This is a genomic window from Leptotrichia sp. OH3620_COT-345 (genome assembly GCF_003932895.1).
Classification (GTDB): domain Bacteria; phylum Fusobacteriota; class Fusobacteriia; order Fusobacteriales; family Leptotrichiaceae; genus Pseudoleptotrichia.
The window spans coordinates 91,034-111,748 of record NZ_RQYW01000006.1; the positions used below are offsets into that span (position 1 = coordinate 91,034).

A 20,715-nucleotide genomic window follows, 5' to 3' on the forward strand; every position below is an offset into this window, starting at 1 on the left:
GGAGAAATGAAAGAGCTTATATATTTAAGAAAATTATTGGAGGAACATGAGTTGACGTTTCAGCAGATAATACAGATGTTGGAATGGACTCCAAAAAAGAGAAAACTGTATAAACGGATACTTTCCTCGTGGGAAGATGAAGGAGAAATTTATTTAAAAAGAAACGGTAAATATACACTTCCTGAAAAAGCCGGACTGATAAAGGGAGAAATCTCAATTTCAAGAGGCAACTTCGGGTTTTTAGATGTGGTCGGAGAAAGTAGTGTTTTTATTCCCGGCCACTATTTAAATACTGCCATGGACGGTGATACTGTCTTAGTCAGAATTTTAAAAAATAATGGAAATTCTGAGAAAAGCAGAGAAGGAGAAGTATATAAAGTTGTAAAAAGAGCAAGAGAAATTATTGTAGGTATATATGAGCATAATATGAGTTTCGGATTTGTAAGACCGAGAACTTCAGGGAGAGATATTTATATTCCTAAAAAGAAAATAAAAGGGGCGAAAACAGGGGATTTAGTAGCAGTAAAAATATATTTCTGGGGGGACAGTGAGAAAAAGCCTGAGGGAGAAGTGATAAGTATACTTGGAAATCCTGAGAATACTGAAGCATTAATATCAGCTCTTCTTATAAACCAAGGCATACAGGGAAAATTTCCTAATGAAGTAATTAAGGAAGTGGACAGAATAGAAGAGAATTTTTCTGAAGAACTGGATAAAAGAAAGGATTTGAGACATCTGGATATTATAACTATTGATGGAGCCGATGCAAAGGATCTTGATGATGCGGTTTACGTGGAAAAAAATGATACAGGATTTAAATTGATAGTAAGTATTGCCGATGTTTCTTATTATGTAAAAAGCGGATCAGAACTTGATAAAGAAGCTTTGAAAAGAGGGAATTCGATTTATATGGTGGATAGAGTAATTCCCATGCTTCCAAGGAAACTTTCAAATAATCTCTGTTCTTTAAATCCTCATGAAGATAAGCTTACATTTACTGTTGAAATAGATTATGACAATAACGGAAAAGTCATAAAAAATGATTTTTATAAGTCAATTATAAAATCAAGACACAGAATGACATATTCTGATGTAAATTCTATAATTGATGGAAATGAAGAGCTTATGGAGAAATACTCGGATATTTATGAAATGCTGAAAAATATGCTTTCCCTTTCAAAAATAATAAGAAACATTAAAAAGCGAAGAGGCAGCATTGATTTTGAATTGCCTGAAATAAAGGTTATCCTTGATGAAAATAAACTTGTAAAAGACATAGAACTTCGTTCAAGGGGAGAAGCAGAAAGAATAATAGAAGATTTTATGGTTGCAGCAAATGAAGTGGTGGCGGAAAAACTTTTCTGGGAAGAAATACCGGCTGTTTACAGGGTACATGAAGATCCTGATAAAGCTAAAATAGCCGTATTAAATGATTCACTTATAAAATTCGGATATTATCTGAAAAACCTGGATGATTTGCATCCGGGTAAATTTCAGGCTATTATTGAAAAAACAACAGGACTTCCTGAAGGTTATCTTATTCATAAACTTATTTTAAGATCTATGCAGAGGGCAAGATACGCCAATAAAAATCTCGGACATTTTGGACTTGCTTCAAAGTATTATCTGCATTTTACTTCTCCCATAAGAAGATATTCAGATTTAGTAGTGCATAGAATGCTTGGAAAATCTATTACTGAATTTATGAAAGATAGAGAAAAGAGTTATTATTTAGAAAATTTTGATACAGTGTCGTCTATTATTTCAAAAACTGAAAGAGTAGCTGATAAGCTTGAAGAGGATAGTGTTAAAATCAAACTGATAGAGTATATGCAGGATAAAATAGGAAATATTTATATTGCAAGACTTAGCGGAATGAGTAAAAATAAAGTTTTTATGGAGCTCGAAAATCATATAGAAGTTGTTTACAATGTCCTTATCTCCAAAGATGACTTTATATATGACGAAGAAAATTACAAAATTACTGATACTGTAACGGGTACTTCCTATACAATGGGAAATACAATTAAAGTCATCGTAACGGGAGCATCTTATCAGAAAATGGAAATAGAAGTAATACCTTATAAAGAAAAAATAAATGAAATTAAAGAGCAATAAGGTTAAAAATTTAAGGAATATGAGAAATATAGATTACAAAATCCTAAAAAATTAAAAATAACAGGAGTAATAAATAGCAAAGGAGGTATGAACAAATGGTATTGGCAAGGAATAAAAAAGCATTTCATGATTATTTTATTGAAGATAAAATAGAAGCGGGAATTGAGCTTGTAGGAACTGAAGTGAAGTCAGTAAAAGCAGGAAAAACAAGTATAAAGGAGAGTTTTATAAGAATAATTAAAAACGAAGTTTTTATAATGAATATGCATATTACTCCTTATGAATTCGGAAATATAAATAATCCACCTGAAACAAGGGTCAGAAAATTGTTAATGAATAAAAGAGAAATAGAAAAATGGTCATCTAAAATAAAGGAACAGGGCTACACTATAATTCCTTTATCAGTATACACTAAAAAAAGACTTGTAAAAATGGAAATAGGTCTTGCTAAAGGAAAAAAGCTTCATGATAAAAGAGAAACTCTTAAAAGAAAAGATCAGGAAAAAGATATGAAAAAGATACAGAAAGATTTTTCACGTTTTTAAATTTAACTCTTTTCATACAGTAAAATAATTTGAGTTGGAAGTTTTTTGTCAAAATTTTTTCCAAAAAAATCCGGTGTCAGAAATGTAAAAACCGCAATTAAGTTATCATGGAAAGAAAATCAATAAAAATAAAAAAGATATTTTTATTTAGTTCACTTTAAACCTCTTTATATGTTGTAAAATTTGAATGTTGAAATGAAAATAAAAATATATTATTTATAAATATGGTAAAGTTTGATTTCAGTATGACATAATTTACTTTAAATTTTATAAATTTAAAGAAAGAAAAATTTATGAGCATTTGTAAAAAGAGTTTTAAGGGAATCAGCTCATTTACTTTACATATACTGGCAATAACATTTATGCTACTTGACCATTTATGGTTTCCTATTTTTTCCTTTATGATAGTCGAAGGATTTTTTCATACGAAAAGTTTTACAAAATATTTGATGCGTCTTTTTATATTTGCATTAATTTCGGAAATTCCGTTTAATTTGTTTGTAAGTTCGGAAATTGCATACCCTTATTATCAGAATGTACTATGGACTTTTCTAATTTCGTTGATTGCCCTTTGGGCAATTAAAAAAAATTAAAGCAAAAAATATTAGTCCTATTATCAAAACACTATTAATTATTACAGTATGTGGATTATCTTTTGTATTTTCAGTGTTTTTTAATATGGACTATAACATGTACGGTGTAGCAATGGTTCTTGTTTTTTATTTTTTCAGAGGGAGAAAATGGTATTTTTTGGTAGCTCAGATCTTTGTTTTTATTTATATAAACTGTTTCCGGGTGAGTAGTCTTGAATATGGATATACAGTTTTTAATTATAAAGTATACATTCCTCAACAGGTTTTTGCCATATTTGCGTTGCCTGTTATATGGATGTACAACGGTAATCAAGGTTTTCATTCTAAAGGAATAAAGTATTTATTTTATATTTTTTATCCTGTTCATATGTTGGTGTTATTTTTAATAAGTATTTTTTTGTGAAAATTTGCTATTAAACTTCATACTTTTCCGCTACTGATTAGAGAATTTTTTAACTTTTAGAAATGTTTGTTATATCCGGGAAACAATAAATTTAATGTATTTGAACAGTTATTTTTCTGAACGGAACGACTATTTTTTGAAAAAATTTTAAATGTCAAAGAAAGATACTAAATAAAAATAGATTTTTGTCAGTTTTTATGGTATGATATTTTAAATATGGGAATGTTTTGGTTTCGACAGGATAGGAAGCTTATTATCGGCAAGTAAGCGGGAGCTTTAAAATCCAATTTAAATATAATCGGAAACGATAATTACGCACTAGCTGCTTAAATTGCAGCTCGTCACTGTAAGAAATTGCCATTTTTCTTTCGGATGACGTCACTTTAATGGCTTACTTAAATGTATGATTATGTCATTTAAGGACATTTTATAATCTCGCCGTTGGACTTTTGTTTGTTTAATATCCTGCGGTTAAAAAGATAAATGAACTAAACTTGTAGATGATAGTGAGAACTTCGTATTTTGGACACGGGTTCGATTCCCGTCATTTCCACCAAAATAAAATTAAATAATAAAATATAAATAAAGGATTTGTTTTAAATAAAATTTAGTTTAAAACAATCCTTTTTCAGTTTTAATAATTTAATTTGGTAGGAAAAATGATTTGTGTTAATTTTGTAAATTTATAAAGTATTCGTTTTTAAGAAAAAATCAGTACATAGTATTTCCGTTATTTTTTCAAAATTAAAAAATTTGAATTTGAAAATAGATATTGAAATAAAAGTGTATGTTAATAAGTAATGAAAAGATAAAAAACAATCGTTATGTAATTAAAAAAATTTTATGGAAAAATTTTTCTGAAATTGATATAATAATTTAAAATGAGAATTAAAAACGCTGTAAAATAGTGTATAATCTGAAAAGGAGTGAAGGTGAACAATGGTAGAAATACCCGAACCGAATCGGGAACAGCATAAAAATAAAATTGCACAGATATTTGCTTTTGTAGCCGTGTTTTTATGGTCCATATCAATTATATTCACTAAGCTGGGAATGAATTATTATGATTCGACGACACTTGCAGTTTTGAGATATGTTTTTACTTTTATTATATTATTAGTATTTATAGTCTTAAAAAAAGTAAGGTTACCTGATTTAAAGGATATTCCGGCATTTTTAATTGCAGGACTTGCAGGATTTGCCTTGCATATGATAACTTTTAATAAAGGAGTGAGTATGCTTAGCTCCGGGACTTCAAGTATATTACTTGCATGCGCTCCTATTTTTACTTCAGTATTATCAGTATTGTTTTTAAAAGAGAAAATAAATTTTTACTGTTGGATTTCTATTTTTGTTTCATTTTCGGGAATAGTCATACTTACTTTATGGGAAGGAATATTTTCTTTTAATATAGGAATTTTCTGGATGCTTCTGGCAGCCTTTCTTCTTGCGGTTTATAACATATTTCAGAGGAAATTTTCCAATAAATATTCAGGAACCGAATCCACAATATACAGTATTTTATCGGGAGCGATTTTACTTATGCTTTATTCCCCTGTTTCTTTGCTTGAAATCCCAAAAATGAGAATAAATGAGTTCATTATAGTTTTTTCTTTGGCATTTTTAGTAAGTGTTGTTGGTTATATATGTTGGGGGAAGGCATTGGTTATGGGAAAAAGTGCAGGAGAAATAGCTAATTTTTTATTTTTAGGGCCTTTTATATCAACACTTACGGGAATTATTTTTTTAAATGAAAAACTTATGTTGTCTACAGTTATCGGTGGGACGGTTATTTTAATAGGGATAGTAACTTTCAATAAATTTAAAGATAAATAGAGATTTTACATTTTAGTAAGTATTTTAATTTTAAAGTATGGAAAAAATAAGAAAAAATTGTTATAATTATGAATAATAAAATCTGAAAATAGGAAAGTTGGAATTGAAAAATGAAAAAAAATATTTTAAAATTATTTATAATCAGTTTAATATTTCTGGTAATATTAAGTTGTGGAAAAAACAATAAGAATGACACTATAAAAATAGTTTTTTTACCTAATGAATCTAACGAATCACTTAAAAATTCACGTGAGGAATTTGCAAAAATTATAGAACGGGCTACCGAGAAAAAAGTTGAAATAGTTACGACTACTGATTATAATATTGCAATAGAAAGTATAATTTCAGGAAAAGCACAGATAGCTTACATAGGAGCTGATGCTTACTTAAATGCAAATGAGAGAAATAAAGACGTTCAGGCTGTAGTGACGAATTCAGGAGAAAGCGGGACACTGGAAGATGCTTTATATTACAGTTTTATAGCTGTGAGATCTGAAGATGCTCCAAAATATAAAAATGGAGATGTGTACGACCTTAAGAAGCTGAAAGGGCAAACAATGGCTTTTGTTACAAATAGTTCTACATCCGGATTTGTAATACCTGCAAAAGTTATTATAAAAGAAATTGGACTGAAAAATACTGATGAAGTATTGGAAGAAGGGAAAGTATTTTCAAAAGTTATTTTTGGAAGTTCGCATCCGGGAACACAGGTAGCTTTATTTAAAGGTGATGCTGATGCAGCGGCATTTGCTATTCCTAAAGCATTTACAACATATGAATTGATTTCGGGAGAAGAAAACAGAGCGGGAGCAACTTATAAAGTAAAACAGGGAGCTGTATCTCCTTTCGGTGATTACGCAGGAAAGAGCTTTACAGTTATAAAATCAATAGCGGTACCAAACGGACCTGTTGTTTTCAATACAAAAACTTTATCTAAAGAAGATCAGGAAAAAATAAAAAAGAAATTTTTGTCTAAGGAAGTAACCGACAATCCTTATATATTCAGTCCGAAAAAAAGTAAAACAAGGGGACTTTTCCTTAAGGAAAATAATGATATAGGATTTGTAGAAGTAAATACCGAATGGTATAAACAGGTTAATGATATAAAATAAATAGGAGCAGCTTGTACATGCGGATAGAGGTCGGGGAACCGATCTCTTATTTATTTCAAAAGAAAGTTCATTTTTAAATTAAAGTGATGAAAGGAAATGTATGTTACTAAAAGTAAAAAATATTTCAAAAGAGTACTCTAATGGTATAAAGGCACTGTCAGACGTTTCTTTTGAAATAAATAAGGGAGAATTTTTATCAGTTGTAGGACCGTCAGGCTCAGGAAAATCAACTTTATTGAGAACAATAAACAGACTTATAAATACAAGTAAAGGTGAAATTCTATTTCAGGAAGAAAATATCGGAAAACTTGGAAGAAAAGAGATAAATCGTGTAAGAAGACAGATGGGGATGATATTTCAGAGTTATAATTTAGTTGAAAGGCTTACAGTTATAGAAAATGTTTTACACGGAAGATTAGGATATAAATCGTTATTAACAGGAATTTTGGGTATTTATACTGAAAAAGAGAAAGAACAGGCATTTGAAATATTAGATAAAGTAGAAATGGGAAAATACGCTTATCGGAAATGCAGTGAACTGAGCGGAGGACAGAAGCAGAGAGTGGGAATAGCAAGAGCATTAATGCAGGAACCTAAATTGCTTCTTTGTGATGAACCTATTGCTTCCCTTGATCCTAAAACATCTGAAAGAGTTATGGATTATTTAAGAAATATTACTGATGAAATGGGAATAGCATGTATAGTAAATTTACATCAAACTGATATTGCCGTAAAATATTCTGACAGGATAATAGGCTTAAATCAGGGGAAAAAGATATTTGATGATAAAACGGAAATGTTTACTAAAAATATAATGGAATATGTATATTCGAGTGAATATGAGGAGATACAGTAATGGAAAATGTTAAAATGGAAAGCAATATTTTTAGAAAAAGAACACAGTTAAGAATTATATTTGCAATAATAATCGTAATTTTATACAGTGTGTCGTCATTTGTTTTAGATTTTGAAGGAGAAGCAGTTTTTCTGTCCATACCTGAAGGAGTACTCTGGTTATTGAAAAATTTTATTCCGACACAGAATTCAGTAAAGTATTTGCCGATAATATTAAAAACTGCATTTCAGACAATACTTCTTGCAATATCCGCAACATCAATTTCAGCATTTTTTGCTTTAATTATGGCGATAATAGGTTCTGAAACAACAGGATTTAATAAAGTTATGAAAATTTTTGTGAAAATAACGGCTTCTTTTTTCAGAAATATGCCTATAGTAGCATGGTCGCTTATATTACTTTTTTCTTTTAAGCAAAATGAATTTACAGGTTTTCTGGCTTTATTTTTTGTAACTTTCGGATATTTGACACGGACATTTACCGAAACAATAGATGAAACTGCTGGATATATTGCCGAAGCATTAAAATCTACAGGAGCTTCCTATTTTCAGATAGTATTTCAAGGAGTTATACCTACAGTTGCTCCCCAGCTTGTATCATGGTTACTTTACTATATAGAAAATGGAGTAAGGGAAGCGACTCTTATCGGAATTTTAACAGGTACGGGAATAGGATTTATATTTAACCTGTACTATAAAAGTATAAGGTATGATGCTGCAGGACTTGTAATTCTTACAGTTATAGTAATTGTTACAGGAATAGAGTTGCTATCCAATAAAATAAGAAAAGAAATGATGTAATATGGAGAACGAAATGACGGATTTTAAATATGCAGAAAGAACACGTAAAAATAAAATAAAAATAAGGAAAATAACAAAATCAGGCATATATCTATGGGGGACATTAGGAACATGTGTTTTATTGGGATTTTATAAACTGGTAACTATAAATACAGGGAAAATTTATATATTTACGGCAATTGAAGATTTTTTCAAAAATGTCGGCTTAATGTTTTTTCAGCCTCGACTTTCTGAAAGATATACTTTTGCTGAAATACTTCAAAGTCTTGGAGTAACCCTTTCTCTTGGATTACTGACTACATTAATCAGTGCTTTTTTTGCTTTATTTTTTTCTTTTTTTGCAGCAAAAAATTTATCAGGAGAAAAACTTTCAAAAGTAATAAAAGTTTTAATTTCGTTTGTAAGATCTGTTCCGACAATATTATGGGTAACAGTGTTTTCAGCAGTAATCGGAGTGGGAGCTGAAGCAGCAGTCATAGGAATATGTTTTCATAGTACGGCTTATCTTATAAAAGCTTATTCCGAAAGTACGGAAGAAATAAATGCGGGAATAGTAGAAGCAATGAAATCTACAGGAGCATCCCGCTGGAAAATTATTTTTCAGGGAATTCTTCCATCTACGGCTCCATCGATTTTATCATGGACATTTGTGCGATTTGAAATGAATTTTACAAATGCCGTAGTGGTAGGGGCAGCAGCAGGAGCAGGAGGGATAGGGTACGAAATGTTTATGGCGGGTAGTATGTATTTTGATTCAAGAGAAATAGGCTTTTTTGTATATCTTGTGCTTGGTATAGCTTTGCTTCTCGAAAGTATTTCGGTTTATCTGAAAAAAAAGTATATAAAAGGTTCGACAAGATAAAAAAAATCAAGAAAAAATTCCTTTTTGACAATAAGGAAAAACTATATAGTATCGTCAGTTTTCTAAGATTTAATTTTTATTAATTTTTTGAACATTCCGAAAAAAAATTGTATCGTAAAAAAATAAGAATAAAAAATGACAAAATTGAAAAAATAATGTATAATAATATGAATAGTCTGCAAAAATAATTTAGACTTAAAAATGTTTATAAAATAGTTATGAATGTTTGGATTAAAAAGGAAGGACTGTAAAATGAACAAGAAAGCAAGAGGAGGAATTTTGTTTATTTTAGGAATATTTTTAATCTATCTTTTAATAAATGAAAACGGGATTCAAGCATCAGGCAGAAGACAGGAGAATTTTTTAGCTGTATTTTTAAATTTTTCGAGCCTGTTATTTGGAAAAATGTCGTGGTTTGTAAGTATATTAATAACTTGCTGGGGAATATTTGATTTTTTCACAGGAAACATAAAACTAAAATTTCATAAATCTAAAATAGCAGCATTGGTGATACTTTTTTTGGCAAATTCAATACTTCTTATAAAAAAAGCAGTAGTTTTACCGTTGCCTTATTCTTTTACTGAAGCAGGAAGAAAATTACTGGAAATCGGTTTTAATCGTGAAAGCGGCGGATTTATAGGAGGATTGGTATCTATGCCGCTATATCGGGTTATGCATCTTCCTGCAATGGAAACAATATTGAATCTTATTACCGTAATGTGTATACTTGTACTTTTAAAAGAAGTTATAATATTGTTGTATGAGATTTTAAAAGGATTTATTAAATATTATTCCAGTGATGAATATAAAAAGAAATTAAAAATATTAAAAGCTAAAAGACAAGCTGAAAAACAGGAATATATCGATTCTAAAAGGCATAGAAGAGAAGAATTAAGAGAGAGACTTATTGAGTCAAGAAAAAAGAAATTGAGTTTTGAGATTTCCAAAAAACCTAAAGAAAAACTTTTACAAAAACCTGAGCTGTATTCTGAAGCAGAACTGATTGATAAGGAAAAAGAATGGCTTCAGCTACTGGAAAATCAGAAAAATAAAAATATAAATAAACAAAAAGAAAAAGAAACTGAAATCAAAAACGAGAAAAAAACAGAAGAACATAACATTATCAAGGAGAAATTTGAGAAAACCTACAATGAAGGTGAAATAGCAATAGAAGCTGAAGATAAGGATGGATTTCAAAAATATGAAATTCCGGAAGAAGATAACGGGATTTCTATGGAAAAAGAATATATCGAAGAAGTTTCTGAAAACGGAAATGAAATTATACAAAATAAAAAGTATATGAATGAAGAAGAAAATTCTGAGAAAAAAGTTCAGAATACCCTTGAAAATCCTGAAAAATATGAAGAGCTTCTGAAAAAATCAATTGAAGAGATATTTAAGTCTAAAGCAATGGATCCGGGGAAAAAAAAGGAAATTGAAAAAAGTATTGTTGAAAATGTGGCACATCTTGAGTCGGTACTGAAAGAATTCGGAATTAATGCAAAAGTTGTAAACTATGAATATGGTCCGACAATTACAAGATATGAAGTGACAATACCTAAAGGTGTAAAAGTGAGTAAGGTTACTTCTCTTACTGACGATATTGCAATGAATCTTGCAGCCGAAAGCATAAGGATAGAAGCGCCTATACCGGGAAAAAATACAATAGGAATAGAAACTCCTAATAAAATAAAAGAACCTGTCCATTTTTCAAACATTATAAGAAATAAACAGCTCGAAAAAGGAGCGTTAAATGTAATTCTTGGGAAAAATATAGTCGGACAGGATAAAATAATAGACATTGCAAAAATGCCTCATCTGCTCATAGCGGGGCAAACAGGTTCGGGGAAAAGTGTAGCTGTAAATACTCTTATTTCCACACTTATATCAAAAAAATCCGAAAAAGAAGTAAGATTTATAATGATAGATCCGAAAATGGTAGAACTTATGCCTTATAACGGAATACCTCATCTGCTTATTCCTGTTATAATAGATCCTCAGCAAGCTGCAATAGCACTGAAATGGGCAGTAAATGAAATGGATAACAGATATAGACAACTTATGGAAAATGGAGTCAGAAATATCGTAGGGTATAATTCTCTCGGGTATGTGGAAAAAATGCCTTACATAGTAGTAATAATAGATGAACTGGCAGATTTGATGATGGTGGCGGCAGGAAGCGTAGAAGAATCTATAGCAAGAATAGCTCAGAAAGCAAGAGCTGTAGGTATACATCTTGTAGTAGCCACTCAAAGACCGTCTACAGATGTTATCACGGGAATGATAAAGGCCAATTTGCCGAGTAGAATGTCTTTTGCACTAAGATCTCAAATAGATTCAAGGACGATCCTTGATACGCCGGGAGCTGAAAAACTTCTCGGACAAGGAGATATGCTTTTACTGGAAAACGGCTCATCGAAACTTGAAAGAATACAGGGAGCATTTATTTCCGATGATGAAGTTATGAAGCTTACTACAGCCTTGAAAGCAAATAAAAAAGCTGTTTATCATGATGAAATTTTAACGGAAACTGTGGAAAAGAATAAAGATACGGATCCTTTCTTTGAAAATGCTATAGATGTTATAAAACAGGAAGGCAGAGTTTCCATTTCTCTTTTACAGAGAAAGTTGAATGTAGGATTTAACAGGGCTTCAAGGATTTATGAGCAATTAAAGGAAAACGGAATAATAAATGATGACAATCAATTGTTGGTTGATGATTTTGATTAAGGAAAGAATAAATAAAGTAACTGGATTCTGAAATTTAACAATGTTATAAAATTTAGAAAATTAATAAAAATAAAACAAAAAATAAAGGAGATTATAGTTATGAAATTTTTTAATTTTTTTAAGTTCAACACAAAGCCGACTAGGGACATTGCAATCGATTTGGGCACGGCAAATACAGTAGTTTATGTAAAAGATGAGGGAATATTAATAGATGAACCGACTTATGTAGCTGTAAATGTTAAAACAGAAGAAGTGGAACATATAGGAGAAAAAGCAAAGGAAATAATGGGAAGAACCGCTAAGCATACTCAAATTATAAGGCCTTTGAAAAATGGAGTAATTTCAGATTATGAAGTTACTGAAAAAATGCTCGCGGAATTTTTGAGAAGAATAAGAAAAGACAAATTTCAAAGTGCAAGAGTGATAATATGTGTTCCGAGCGGAGTGACTCAAGTAGAAAGAAGAGCTGTCGTAGAAGTTGTAAAAGAAGCGGGAGCGAAGGAAGTATACCTTATTGAAGAGCCTATTGCAGCCGCAATTGGTGCAGGGATAGATCTTTTTGAGCCTAAAGGCCATCTTATAGTGGATATAGGAGGAGGAACTACTGAAATAGCCTTCATAGTTTCGGGAGGAGCGGCTACATCAAGATCGGTGAAAATAGCCGGGGATCATCTTAATGAAGATATAATGGAATATGTAAAAGAAAAACATAACCTACTGATTGGAGAAAGAACTGCTGAAGAATTAAAAGTAAATACTATAAGTCTGAAAGATAAGAATACTGAATTTGAAATAAGAGGGAGAGAATTAGGAAAAGGACTTCCTAAAAGTATAAAAATTATAGCTTCAGAAATAGATGGAGCTATTGATAAAAATATAGATCTGATTATTGATGAAGTAAAACTGACTATGGAAGGAATAGAGCCTGAAGTAGCTGCGGATATATACGAAACCGGAATATATCTTTCAGGAGGGGGAGCCGGAATAAGAATATTAAAAGAAAGAATAGAAGAAGAGCTTAAACTTCGGGTAACTGTATGTGATGAGTCCATTCATGCAGTTGTGAAAGGTATAGCAAAAGTATTGGATGATTTCAGTGCATATAAGAACGTAATCATATCCCCTACTAATGAATATTAGAAAGCGGAAAAAGAAAACCGGTTAGTCAGGTATTAGGAGATGTATGGATATTAACGGAAATTTGGAAGAAAGAGTCGAAACTCTCGTATTTCTGTCTAAAGAACAGCTCACTGTGGAAGAACTGTCTAAATTTTATAATATGGAACTTAAAAAAATGGAAGAAATACTTTTAAGTTTGAAAGAAAAAAGAAAGAAAAGCGGAATAAATGTAAAAATAGAAAACGGGGTAATAATGCTTGTATCAAATCCCCTTTATGGGGAAGATGTAAAAAGGTTTTTTAATCCTGAAATGAAAATAAAGAAACTAACAAGATCCACAATGGAAACTCTTGCCATTATTGCTTATAAAGGACCTATAACAAAAACTGAAATAGAGCAGATAAGAGGTGTAAATGTAGAAAAGACGATGGCAAATTTAATAGAAAAAAATCTTGTCTATATTTCAGGTAAGAAAAAGACAATCGGTACACCTAACTTATATGAAGTAACTGAAGATTTTTATAGTTATTTAAGTATTAGCGACAAAAAGGAACTGCCGGGATTTGAGCAGTATCAAAAAATAGAGTTGCTTTATAAAATTTCAGAAGAAAATGGAAATGAGGAAATTCCTGAGTCTATAAAAGAAAAAATGGAAAAAAAGAAAATAGAGGTAAATAATGAGATTGAATAAATATATAGCCGATGCAGGTGTATGCTCACGAAGAAAAGCCGATGAAATGATAAAAGAGGGAAGAGTAACTGTTAATAAAAAAGAGGCGGTCATAGGAATGGAAGTACTTTCCGGAGATACTGTAAGAATAGATGGCGAAAGGATAAAACTGAACACGGTTTATGAATATTATATGTTCAATAAACCTAAGAGAGTAATATGCTCCAATGATGATAGGTTTGGAAGAAGATTGGCAGTAGATTACATAAAGTCAAAGAAACGTTTATTTACATATGGAAGACTTGACTATATGACTGAGGGGCTTATTATTATAAGTAATGATGGAGAAGTCTATAACCATGTTATGCACCCGAGAAAAAAATTATATAAAAGTTACATTGCGAAATTGAGCAGAGAAGTAGAAGAAAAAGATATAGAAGCATGGAAACATGGAGTTGTAATTGACGGTAAAAGAACTGCACCCGCTAAAGTGAAGAAATTAGATAAAAAAGAAATAAGAATAGCTATTTTTGAAGGGCGAAACAGACAGATAAGAAAAATGGTCGAAATTCTAGGATATACAGTAGAATCTTTGAAAAGAGTGAAAGTGGGAGAACTTTCCCTCGGACATTTACAACCGGGAGATTACAGAGAACTTACAGAAGATGAAATAAAATATCTGAAAAGTTTATAACAGGGAGAAGAATGGAAATAAAAAAAAGAAAATTAATATTCTTGATAGATTTTGATATAACTATAAGTAAAAATGACTCAACGGATGCTTTACTTGAAACTCATAATCCCGTATATAAGGAAATCTTACGGAAGCAGTATAAGAACAATGAAATTACAATGAGGGAATTTGTCAAATCAGGACTGGAATCTTTGAATATAACAAAAGATGAGTACATAAAAACACTAAATGATAAAGTCGGAATAGATGAAACTTTTCCGGATTTTGTGAAAAGCGGAATAAGGTTTAAAATAGTAAGTGCCGGAACGAGACTGAATATACAGGGGAGTCTTTTGAAATATGGAATTAATCTACCTGATGATGAAATAATTTCAAATCATATAAGTTTTGAAGGAAGTAGAATAACGGTTACAAATCCTTTTTTAGATAGAGAAATGTATTATGGAGTAGACAAGAAAGAAGCAGTAGAAAATTTTCAGAAACAGGGATATAAAGTTATTTTTCTGGGAGATGGACCGTCAGATTACAGGGCACTGGAAGTGGCGGATTTTTCATTTGTTAGAAAAAATACGAGAGCGGTTAAATTTTGTGAAGAAAATAAAATAAAGTTTAAGGAATTTGACAATTTCAATGAAATTATTTTATATCATAATGAAAATGAGGTAGATAAAAATGCTTAGCAAAGAAGATGTTTTAAAAATTGCAAAACTTTCAAAATTGGAATTTGAAGAAAATGAAATAGAAAAGTTCAGGACAGATTTGAATAAAATACTGGAGCATATGGAGGAGCTCAATAGTATAGATACTTCAGATATAGAACCACTTTTCAACGTTCTGGATTTGAAAGACAGACTTAGAAAAGATGAAGTGAAAGAAAGTTATATAAAAAAAGAGTTGCTTGAAAATGCACCGGAAAAAGATGGAGATTTTATCATTGTTCCGAAAATAGTAGGAAATGAAAATACGGATAATTAAATTTTACAGTATGTTCAAAACTATTTTTCAAGAAAGGTAAAAAAATGGAATTATATAAAAAAACTGCAAGTGAAATAACTGAAATGATTAAAAATAAAGAAATTACGTCAAAAGAAGTAACAAAATATTTTTTAGACAGAATAAATTTATTGGAAAAAAAAATTGGAGCATTTTCAAATGTTTTAAAAGAAAAATCAATGGAAAGTGCCGAAATATATGATAATGATAACAGTGAAGAAAAGCGAAAGAACTATGACAGTGATTTGTTGTTTGGGGTGCCTGTAGCATTAAAAGATAATATACTTTCAAAAGGTGATTTGACAACAGCTTCGTCACGTATTTTGAAAAATTACAAAGGAATATATGATGCTACGGTTGTAGAAAGACTTAAAAAAGCAGGCGTGCCTCTAATAGGAAAGGCTAATATGGATGAGTTTGCAATGGGATCATCTAATGAAAACTCTGCAATAAAACCTGTGTCAAATCCATGGGATTTATCAAGAGTGCCGGGAGGAAGCAGCGGAGGTTCAGCTGCAGCTGTAGCAGCAGGACAGGTACCAATAGCACTTGGAACTGATACAGGAGGAAGTATAAGACAGCCTGCTTCTCTTACAGGAACTGTAGGGATAAAGCCTACATATGGAAGAGTATCAAGATATGGGCTTATAGCGTTCGGTTCATCACTTGACCAGATAGGTGCATTGGCAAAATCGACTGAAGATTTGGCAAGGATTATGCAAATAATAGCGGGATATGATGAAAAAGATCCTACCACTGCCGATGTGGAAGTACCCAACTATCTGGAAAATATAAATAAAGACATAAAAGGACTGAAAATAGGTCTTCCCAAAGAATATTATACGGATGAACTGGATGAAAATATAAAAAAAGTCATTGATAAAGCGGTAAAAGAGTTGGAAGAAACAGGAGCTGAAGTGAGAGAAGTATCATTACCTTATACTAAATATGCTATCTCAACATATTACATCATTTCATCGGCAGAAGCCGCATCAAATCTGTCGAGATATGACGGAGTGAGATACGGAGTAAGGGGAAATAATGAAAATATAGAAGATATGTATGTGGAATCAAGAAGTGAAGGTTTCGGTTCCGAAGTGAAAAGACGTATAATGATAGGGAATTATGTTTTAAGTTCGGGATTTTATGATGCATATTATAAGAAAGCTTCTCAAGTGAGGCGGCTCATAAAAAACGATTTTGAAAGAGTGTTGGAAGAAGTGGATATTATTCTTATTCCGACATCTCCTACAACAGCTTTCAAAAAAGGTGAAAAAAATAATGATCCGATGCAAATGTATTTGGCGGATATTTACACAGTTTCAGTGAATATGGCAGGACTTCCTGCAATATCAGTACCCGCAGGATTTGTCAATGGGCTTCCTGTAGGAATACAGATGATAGGGAATTATTTTAAAGAAGATTTACTGTTTAATGTATCAAATGTGTATGAAAAAAAAAGAGGGCAAATAGAATATCCCGAATTATAATATAAATTTAAGAGAAATGTGATACAAATAAAAAAATAGATGATACAAAAACGATTTTTCAAATTTATAAGAAAATTTTCTTGTTAATTACTATAAAGAAAAAATAGAGATGTGGAAATTTTATGTAGTCATCTCATATATAAATAAGTAAAATCCGGATACTGCTTTGGTAAAAAAGTAATGCAGCTTCAAATTACTATATATAGTTGAGGAAGGGTTTAAAGAAACATAGGAAAAAATTATCGGGAAATTTATTAATCATTTGATTATTGAAGCTGAAAAGAAAAAACATAAGAAAATAAAAGTAGCTGTTTATAATCATTGGAAGGAGTTGTATTTTTAATAAAATATAACTTTAAAATAACCCGAATTTCTGAAGAAAAGTATAGAAATGAAATAAAAATTCATTTGGAATATTAAATAAATCAGTGAATAAGAGGATTTTTAAGAAGGAGGAACAGCAATAATGAGCATAGAATATGAAACGGTCATAGGATTGGAAGTTCATTGTCAGCTAAAAACAGAAACTAAAGTATGGTGTTCATGTAATGCCGATTATGATAATGAAGAGGCTAATTTAGCTACATGTCCTATATGTACGGGACAGCCGGGAGCATTACCGAAGCTGAATAGTAAAGTTTTGGATTATGCGTTGAAGGCTGCATTGGCTCTGGATTGTGAAATTAACAATGAAAGCCGGTTTGACAGAAAAAATTATTTTTATCCCGATTCACCGAAAAATTATCAGATAACGCAATATTTTAAGCCTTATGCTGAAAATGGAAAACTGCACATAACTACAAATAGTGGAAAAGCTTCAGTTATAGGGATAGAAAGAATACAGATAGAAGAAGATACTGCCAAGAGTATACATACAGAATCTGAAAGTTTATTGAACTATAACAGGGCATCAGTACCGTTAATAGAAATAATTTCAAAACCTGAGATTAAAAATTCTGAGGAAGCTTATGCTTACCTGAACACATTAAAAAATAGATTGAAATATACGAAAGTAAGTGATGTCAGCATGGAACTCGGTTCTTTAAGGTGTGATGCTAATGTATCCGTTAGAAGAAAAGGAGATCCTGTTTTAGGAACAAGAACTGAAACTAAAAATCTTAATTCATTTAAAGCGGTAGTGAAAGCCATTGAATATGAAATGAGCAGACAAATTGAAATAATCGAAAATGGAGGAAGAATAGTACAAGAAACAAGGTTGTGGGATGAAGAAAACGGGGTGACAAGACCTATGAGAAGTAAAGAGGAAGCAATGGATTACAGATATTTTCCTGAACCTGATTTACCGAAAGTAATTGTTTCATCAGAAAGACTAAAGCGAATAAGAGAGGAAATGCCTGAATTTGCAGATGAAAAAGCAGGAAGATTCATGCGGGAATATAAAATAAATGAAAAAGAAGCCGCTATTCTTTCAGCAGAACCTGAGTTTGCAGAGTACTATGAAAAAACAGTAAAAATGTCAGGTGAACCGAAATTGTCGGCAAATTGGATGCTTACTGAGGTTTTAAGGGTATTAAAGGAAAAAAATATAGGAATAGAGAAATTTTCAATTTCCTCTGAGAATATGGCAAAACTGATTACTCTTATAAAGTCGAATGTAATAAGTTCAAAAATAGCAAAAGAGATATTTGAAATGCTTCTGACTGAAAATAAGGATCCTGAAATTATAGTAAAAGAAAAAGGATTGATTCAGATAACTGATAATAATGAAATTGAAAAGATAGTAGAACAGGTTATTGCAGAAAATGGACAGTCTGTGGAAGACTATAAAGCAGGTAAAAGTAATGCATTAAAATATCTTGTGGGACAGGCTATGAAACTGTCAAAAGGGAAAGCAAATCCTCAGATGATAAATGAACTGATTTTGAAAAAATTAAACTAGTTCAAGAATATAGGAGTAATATTTAATTATGAAAACATGGAACAGTTTTAGATTTAGATTGATGATTTTAGTAATATTCATAATTTCAGGTTTTGTGTGGATTATTGTAAATCTGTTTTACATCCAAATTATAAGGGGAAATGAATGGCAAAAAACAGGAGAACTTCAGTATAAAAGTGAATTTACGGTAAAATCTAAAAGAGGAAGAATAATTACAGGTGATGGAGAAGTATTAGCATATGACGGTGAAACTTATGATATAGTATTAGACCCGACTCTTGTAGACCCTGAAAATATAGATAAATTAACGGAGCTTTTGAAAAAAAGTATACCGTCTTTTGATGTTTCCAAAGTTAAGAATGATATTTTGGAAAAAAGAAAGCAAAATAAAAAATATCTGAAATTGGACTATGTGCTTGGATATAATGAAAAAAAAGATATTCTGGATATTCTTTCCAAAGACAAAAGTTTAAAATCAGGTGTATTTTTTGAAACCAATTATATAAGAAATTATATAAAAAACAGAGCCTTTCAGGAAACGATAGGTTACCTGGATGTTGAAAATAAAGGAATATACGGTATTGAAAAAACATATAATGACCAACTAACAGGAGTGGACGGAGTTATAGAAGGATTTAGAATACCTAGGAAATTTACTACAATTTCGGCATTAAAAGATACGAAAGAAGTAGTTCTGGCAAAAAATGGAAACAATATATTTTTAACATTGGACAGTGTGCTGCAATATACTCTGGATGATGAATTAAGAAAGACATATGAGCAATACAGTGCAGTTTCTGCAATGGGTATATTAATGGAAGTGGAAACAGGGAAAATACTTGCAATGTCATCTTATCCCAAGGCTAGAAATAATGCCGAAGTCAAAAACAGGCCTATAACCGATTTATTTGAACCGGGATCCATATTCAAACCGATTACGGTTGCAGCAGGAATGCAGGCAGGTGTAATAAATCAGAACAGTATTATAGAATCAAGCGGAAATATAAAAGTAGCCGACAGGGTTATAAAAGATCATGATTCTTCAACAACAGGAAGTTTAAATCTGGAAAGTCTTATAGCAAAATCCGGAAATGTGGGAATGGTAAAAATAGCTCAAATGATGAAAAATAAGGATTTTTATTCATATCTTGAAAAAGTAGGATTAGGTAAAAAAACGGGAATAGATACTTTTTCTGAGACTACTCAGAAACTTTTACCTTTAAAAGAAATGACCGAAGTAAAAAAATCCAATATTTCTTTCGGTCAAGGAATAGCAATGACTCAGATTCAAATGCTTATGGCACTTAATACAGTAATAAATCATGGAAAACTTATAAAGCCATATTTAGTTGATCATATAGAAGATGAAGAAGGAAATATTGTTTTACAAAATTCTCCTGTAGTACTTGAAAATGTGTTCAGTGAAGAAATTTCAAAGCTGAACAGATATTATATGGAAGCTGTTGTGACTAAAGGGACCGGAAGAGGAGCTCAGGTACAGGGGTACAGAATCGGAGGAAAAACGGGAACTGCACAAAAATCAGGAGCAAGAGGATACGAAGCAGGAAAATATTTCAGTTCATTTTTTGCATTTTTTCCTGTGGAAAATCCTAAATATGCTATTCTAATAACGATAAATGAACCGCAAGGAGCTTATTACGGTGCAGCAGTTGCATTGCCGTCAGCAAAACAGGTGTTGGAAAAACTGATTAAATATAAAGGAATAAATCCTCAGGGGGTCATAGTAGAGAAAAAACAACAGTCTATGATAACTTTAACAGCAAAAAATGATTTAAAGAAAATAGCTGAAGAATTCGGGAAAGACATAATGCCCAATCTAGGGGGTATAAGTCTTAGAGAACTGCTTTCGGTGTATCCGCAGGAGAAATTTCCAAAATATAAAATTAGCGGAAGCGGCAAAGTCAAAGAGCAGTTACCTCTGGCAGGAGCTAAGCTGACTAAGGACACTGAAATAAAAATAGTTCTGGAATAAA

The 20,715-nt window shown here is 31.2% G+C and carries 18 protein-coding genes and 1 other RNA gene; all 19 read left to right on the forward strand.

Annotated features, from left to right (window positions below; all coding sequences use genetic code 11):
* Positions 1–6 precede the first annotated feature (6 nt).
* The 19 genes from rnr (at position 7) to EII29_RS05290 (ending at position 20,714) form a co-directional block, all read left to right on the forward strand.
* Positions 7–2,118: a ribonuclease R gene (gene rnr, locus EII29_RS05200; RefSeq protein ID WP_125236481.1), complete on the forward strand. Its 2,112-nt coding sequence runs from the start codon at positions 7–9 to the stop codon at positions 2,116–2,118.
* Positions 2,119–2,213: 95 nt separating this feature from the next.
* Positions 2,214–2,663: an SsrA-binding protein SmpB gene (smpB, locus tag EII29_RS05205; RefSeq protein WP_125236482.1), complete on the forward strand. Its 450-nt coding sequence runs from the start codon at positions 2,214–2,216 to the stop codon at positions 2,661–2,663.
* Between the two features lie 293 nt (positions 2,664–2,956).
* Positions 2,957–3,256: a TraX family protein gene (locus EII29_RS13040; RefSeq protein WP_125236483.1), complete on the forward strand. Its 300-nt coding sequence runs from the start codon at positions 2,957–2,959 to the stop codon at positions 3,254–3,256.
* A 97-nt stretch (positions 3,257–3,353) separates the two neighbouring features.
* Entirely contained in the window at positions 3,354–3,659 is a 306-nt protein-coding gene (locus EII29_RS13045; protein ID WP_255411020.1) for a TraX family protein, read from the forward strand.
* A 218-nt stretch (positions 3,660–3,877) separates the two neighbouring features.
* Positions 3,878–4,215: a transfer-messenger RNA gene (gene ssrA / locus EII29_RS05220) on the forward strand.
* A gap of 383 nt (positions 4,216–4,598) precedes the next feature.
* Positions 4,599–5,495, forward strand: coding sequence for a DMT family transporter (locus tag EII29_RS05225; protein WP_125236485.1), 897 nt, complete (start codon positions 4,599–4,601; stop codon positions 5,493–5,495).
* 110 nt (positions 5,496–5,605) lie between these two features.
* Positions 5,606–6,607, forward strand: a complete 1,002-nt coding sequence (locus EII29_RS05230) for a phosphate/phosphite/phosphonate ABC transporter substrate-binding protein (protein WP_125236486.1) — start codon at positions 5,606–5,608, stop codon at positions 6,605–6,607.
* A 100-nt stretch (positions 6,608–6,707) separates the two neighbouring features.
* The gene (gene phnC, locus EII29_RS05235) at positions 6,708–7,463 is read left to right on the forward strand and encodes a phosphonate ABC transporter ATP-binding protein (RefSeq protein ID WP_125236487.1); all 756 of its coding nucleotides are present in this window, start codon (positions 6,708–6,710) and stop codon (positions 7,461–7,463) included.
* Positions 7,463–8,263 (forward strand): ABC transporter permease subunit, encoded by an 801-nt coding sequence (locus EII29_RS05240; protein ID WP_125236488.1) that lies wholly within the window; start codon positions 7,463–7,465, stop codon positions 8,261–8,263. The genes phnC and EII29_RS05240 overlap by 1 nt, the downstream gene beginning before the upstream one ends.
* 13 nt (positions 8,264–8,276) lie before the next feature.
* The gene (locus EII29_RS05245) at positions 8,277–9,125 is read left to right on the forward strand and encodes an ABC transporter permease (protein ID WP_125236489.1); all 849 of its coding nucleotides are present in this window, start codon (positions 8,277–8,279) and stop codon (positions 9,123–9,125) included.
* Positions 9,126–9,377: 252 nt separating this feature from the next.
* Positions 9,378–11,855, forward strand: a complete 2,478-nt coding sequence (locus tag EII29_RS05250) for a DNA translocase FtsK (RefSeq protein ID WP_125236490.1) — start codon at positions 9,378–9,380, stop codon at positions 11,853–11,855.
* Positions 11,856–11,954: 99 nt separating this feature from the next.
* Positions 11,955–12,995, forward strand: coding sequence for a rod shape-determining protein (locus tag EII29_RS05255; RefSeq protein WP_125236491.1), 1,041 nt, complete (start codon positions 11,955–11,957; stop codon positions 12,993–12,995).
* A gap of 43 nt (positions 12,996–13,038) precedes the next feature.
* Positions 13,039–13,665, forward strand: a complete 627-nt coding sequence (gene scpB / locus EII29_RS05260; protein WP_125236492.1) for an SMC-Scp complex subunit ScpB — start codon at positions 13,039–13,041, stop codon at positions 13,663–13,665.
* Positions 13,652–14,338, forward strand: a complete 687-nt coding sequence (locus EII29_RS05265) for a pseudouridine synthase (protein WP_125236493.1) — start codon at positions 13,652–13,654, stop codon at positions 14,336–14,338. The genes scpB and EII29_RS05265 overlap by 14 nt, the downstream gene beginning before the upstream one ends.
* A gap of 11 nt (positions 14,339–14,349) precedes the next feature.
* Positions 14,350–15,018: an HAD-IB family phosphatase gene (locus EII29_RS05270; RefSeq protein WP_125236494.1), complete on the forward strand. Its 669-nt coding sequence runs from the start codon at positions 14,350–14,352 to the stop codon at positions 15,016–15,018.
* Positions 15,011–15,313, forward strand: a complete 303-nt coding sequence (gatC, locus tag EII29_RS05275) for an Asp-tRNA(Asn)/Glu-tRNA(Gln) amidotransferase subunit GatC (protein ID WP_125236495.1) — start codon at positions 15,011–15,013, stop codon at positions 15,311–15,313. Before EII29_RS05270 ends, gatC begins: the two co-directional genes overlap by 8 nt.
* 44 nt (positions 15,314–15,357) lie before the next feature.
* Positions 15,358–16,821: an Asp-tRNA(Asn)/Glu-tRNA(Gln) amidotransferase subunit GatA gene (gene gatA, locus EII29_RS05280; protein WP_125236496.1), complete on the forward strand. Its 1,464-nt coding sequence runs from the start codon at positions 15,358–15,360 to the stop codon at positions 16,819–16,821.
* Positions 16,822–17,287: 466 nt separating this feature from the next.
* Positions 17,288–18,721: an Asp-tRNA(Asn)/Glu-tRNA(Gln) amidotransferase subunit GatB gene (gene gatB, locus EII29_RS05285; protein ID WP_125236497.1), complete on the forward strand. Its 1,434-nt coding sequence runs from the start codon at positions 17,288–17,290 to the stop codon at positions 18,719–18,721.
* A gap of 28 nt (positions 18,722–18,749) precedes the next feature.
* On the forward strand, positions 18,750–20,714 hold the full coding sequence (locus EII29_RS05290) for a penicillin-binding transpeptidase domain-containing protein (RefSeq protein WP_125236498.1): 1,965 nt from the start codon (positions 18,750–18,752) through the stop codon (positions 20,712–20,714).
* The last annotated feature ends 1 nt before the right edge of the window (position 20,715 follow it).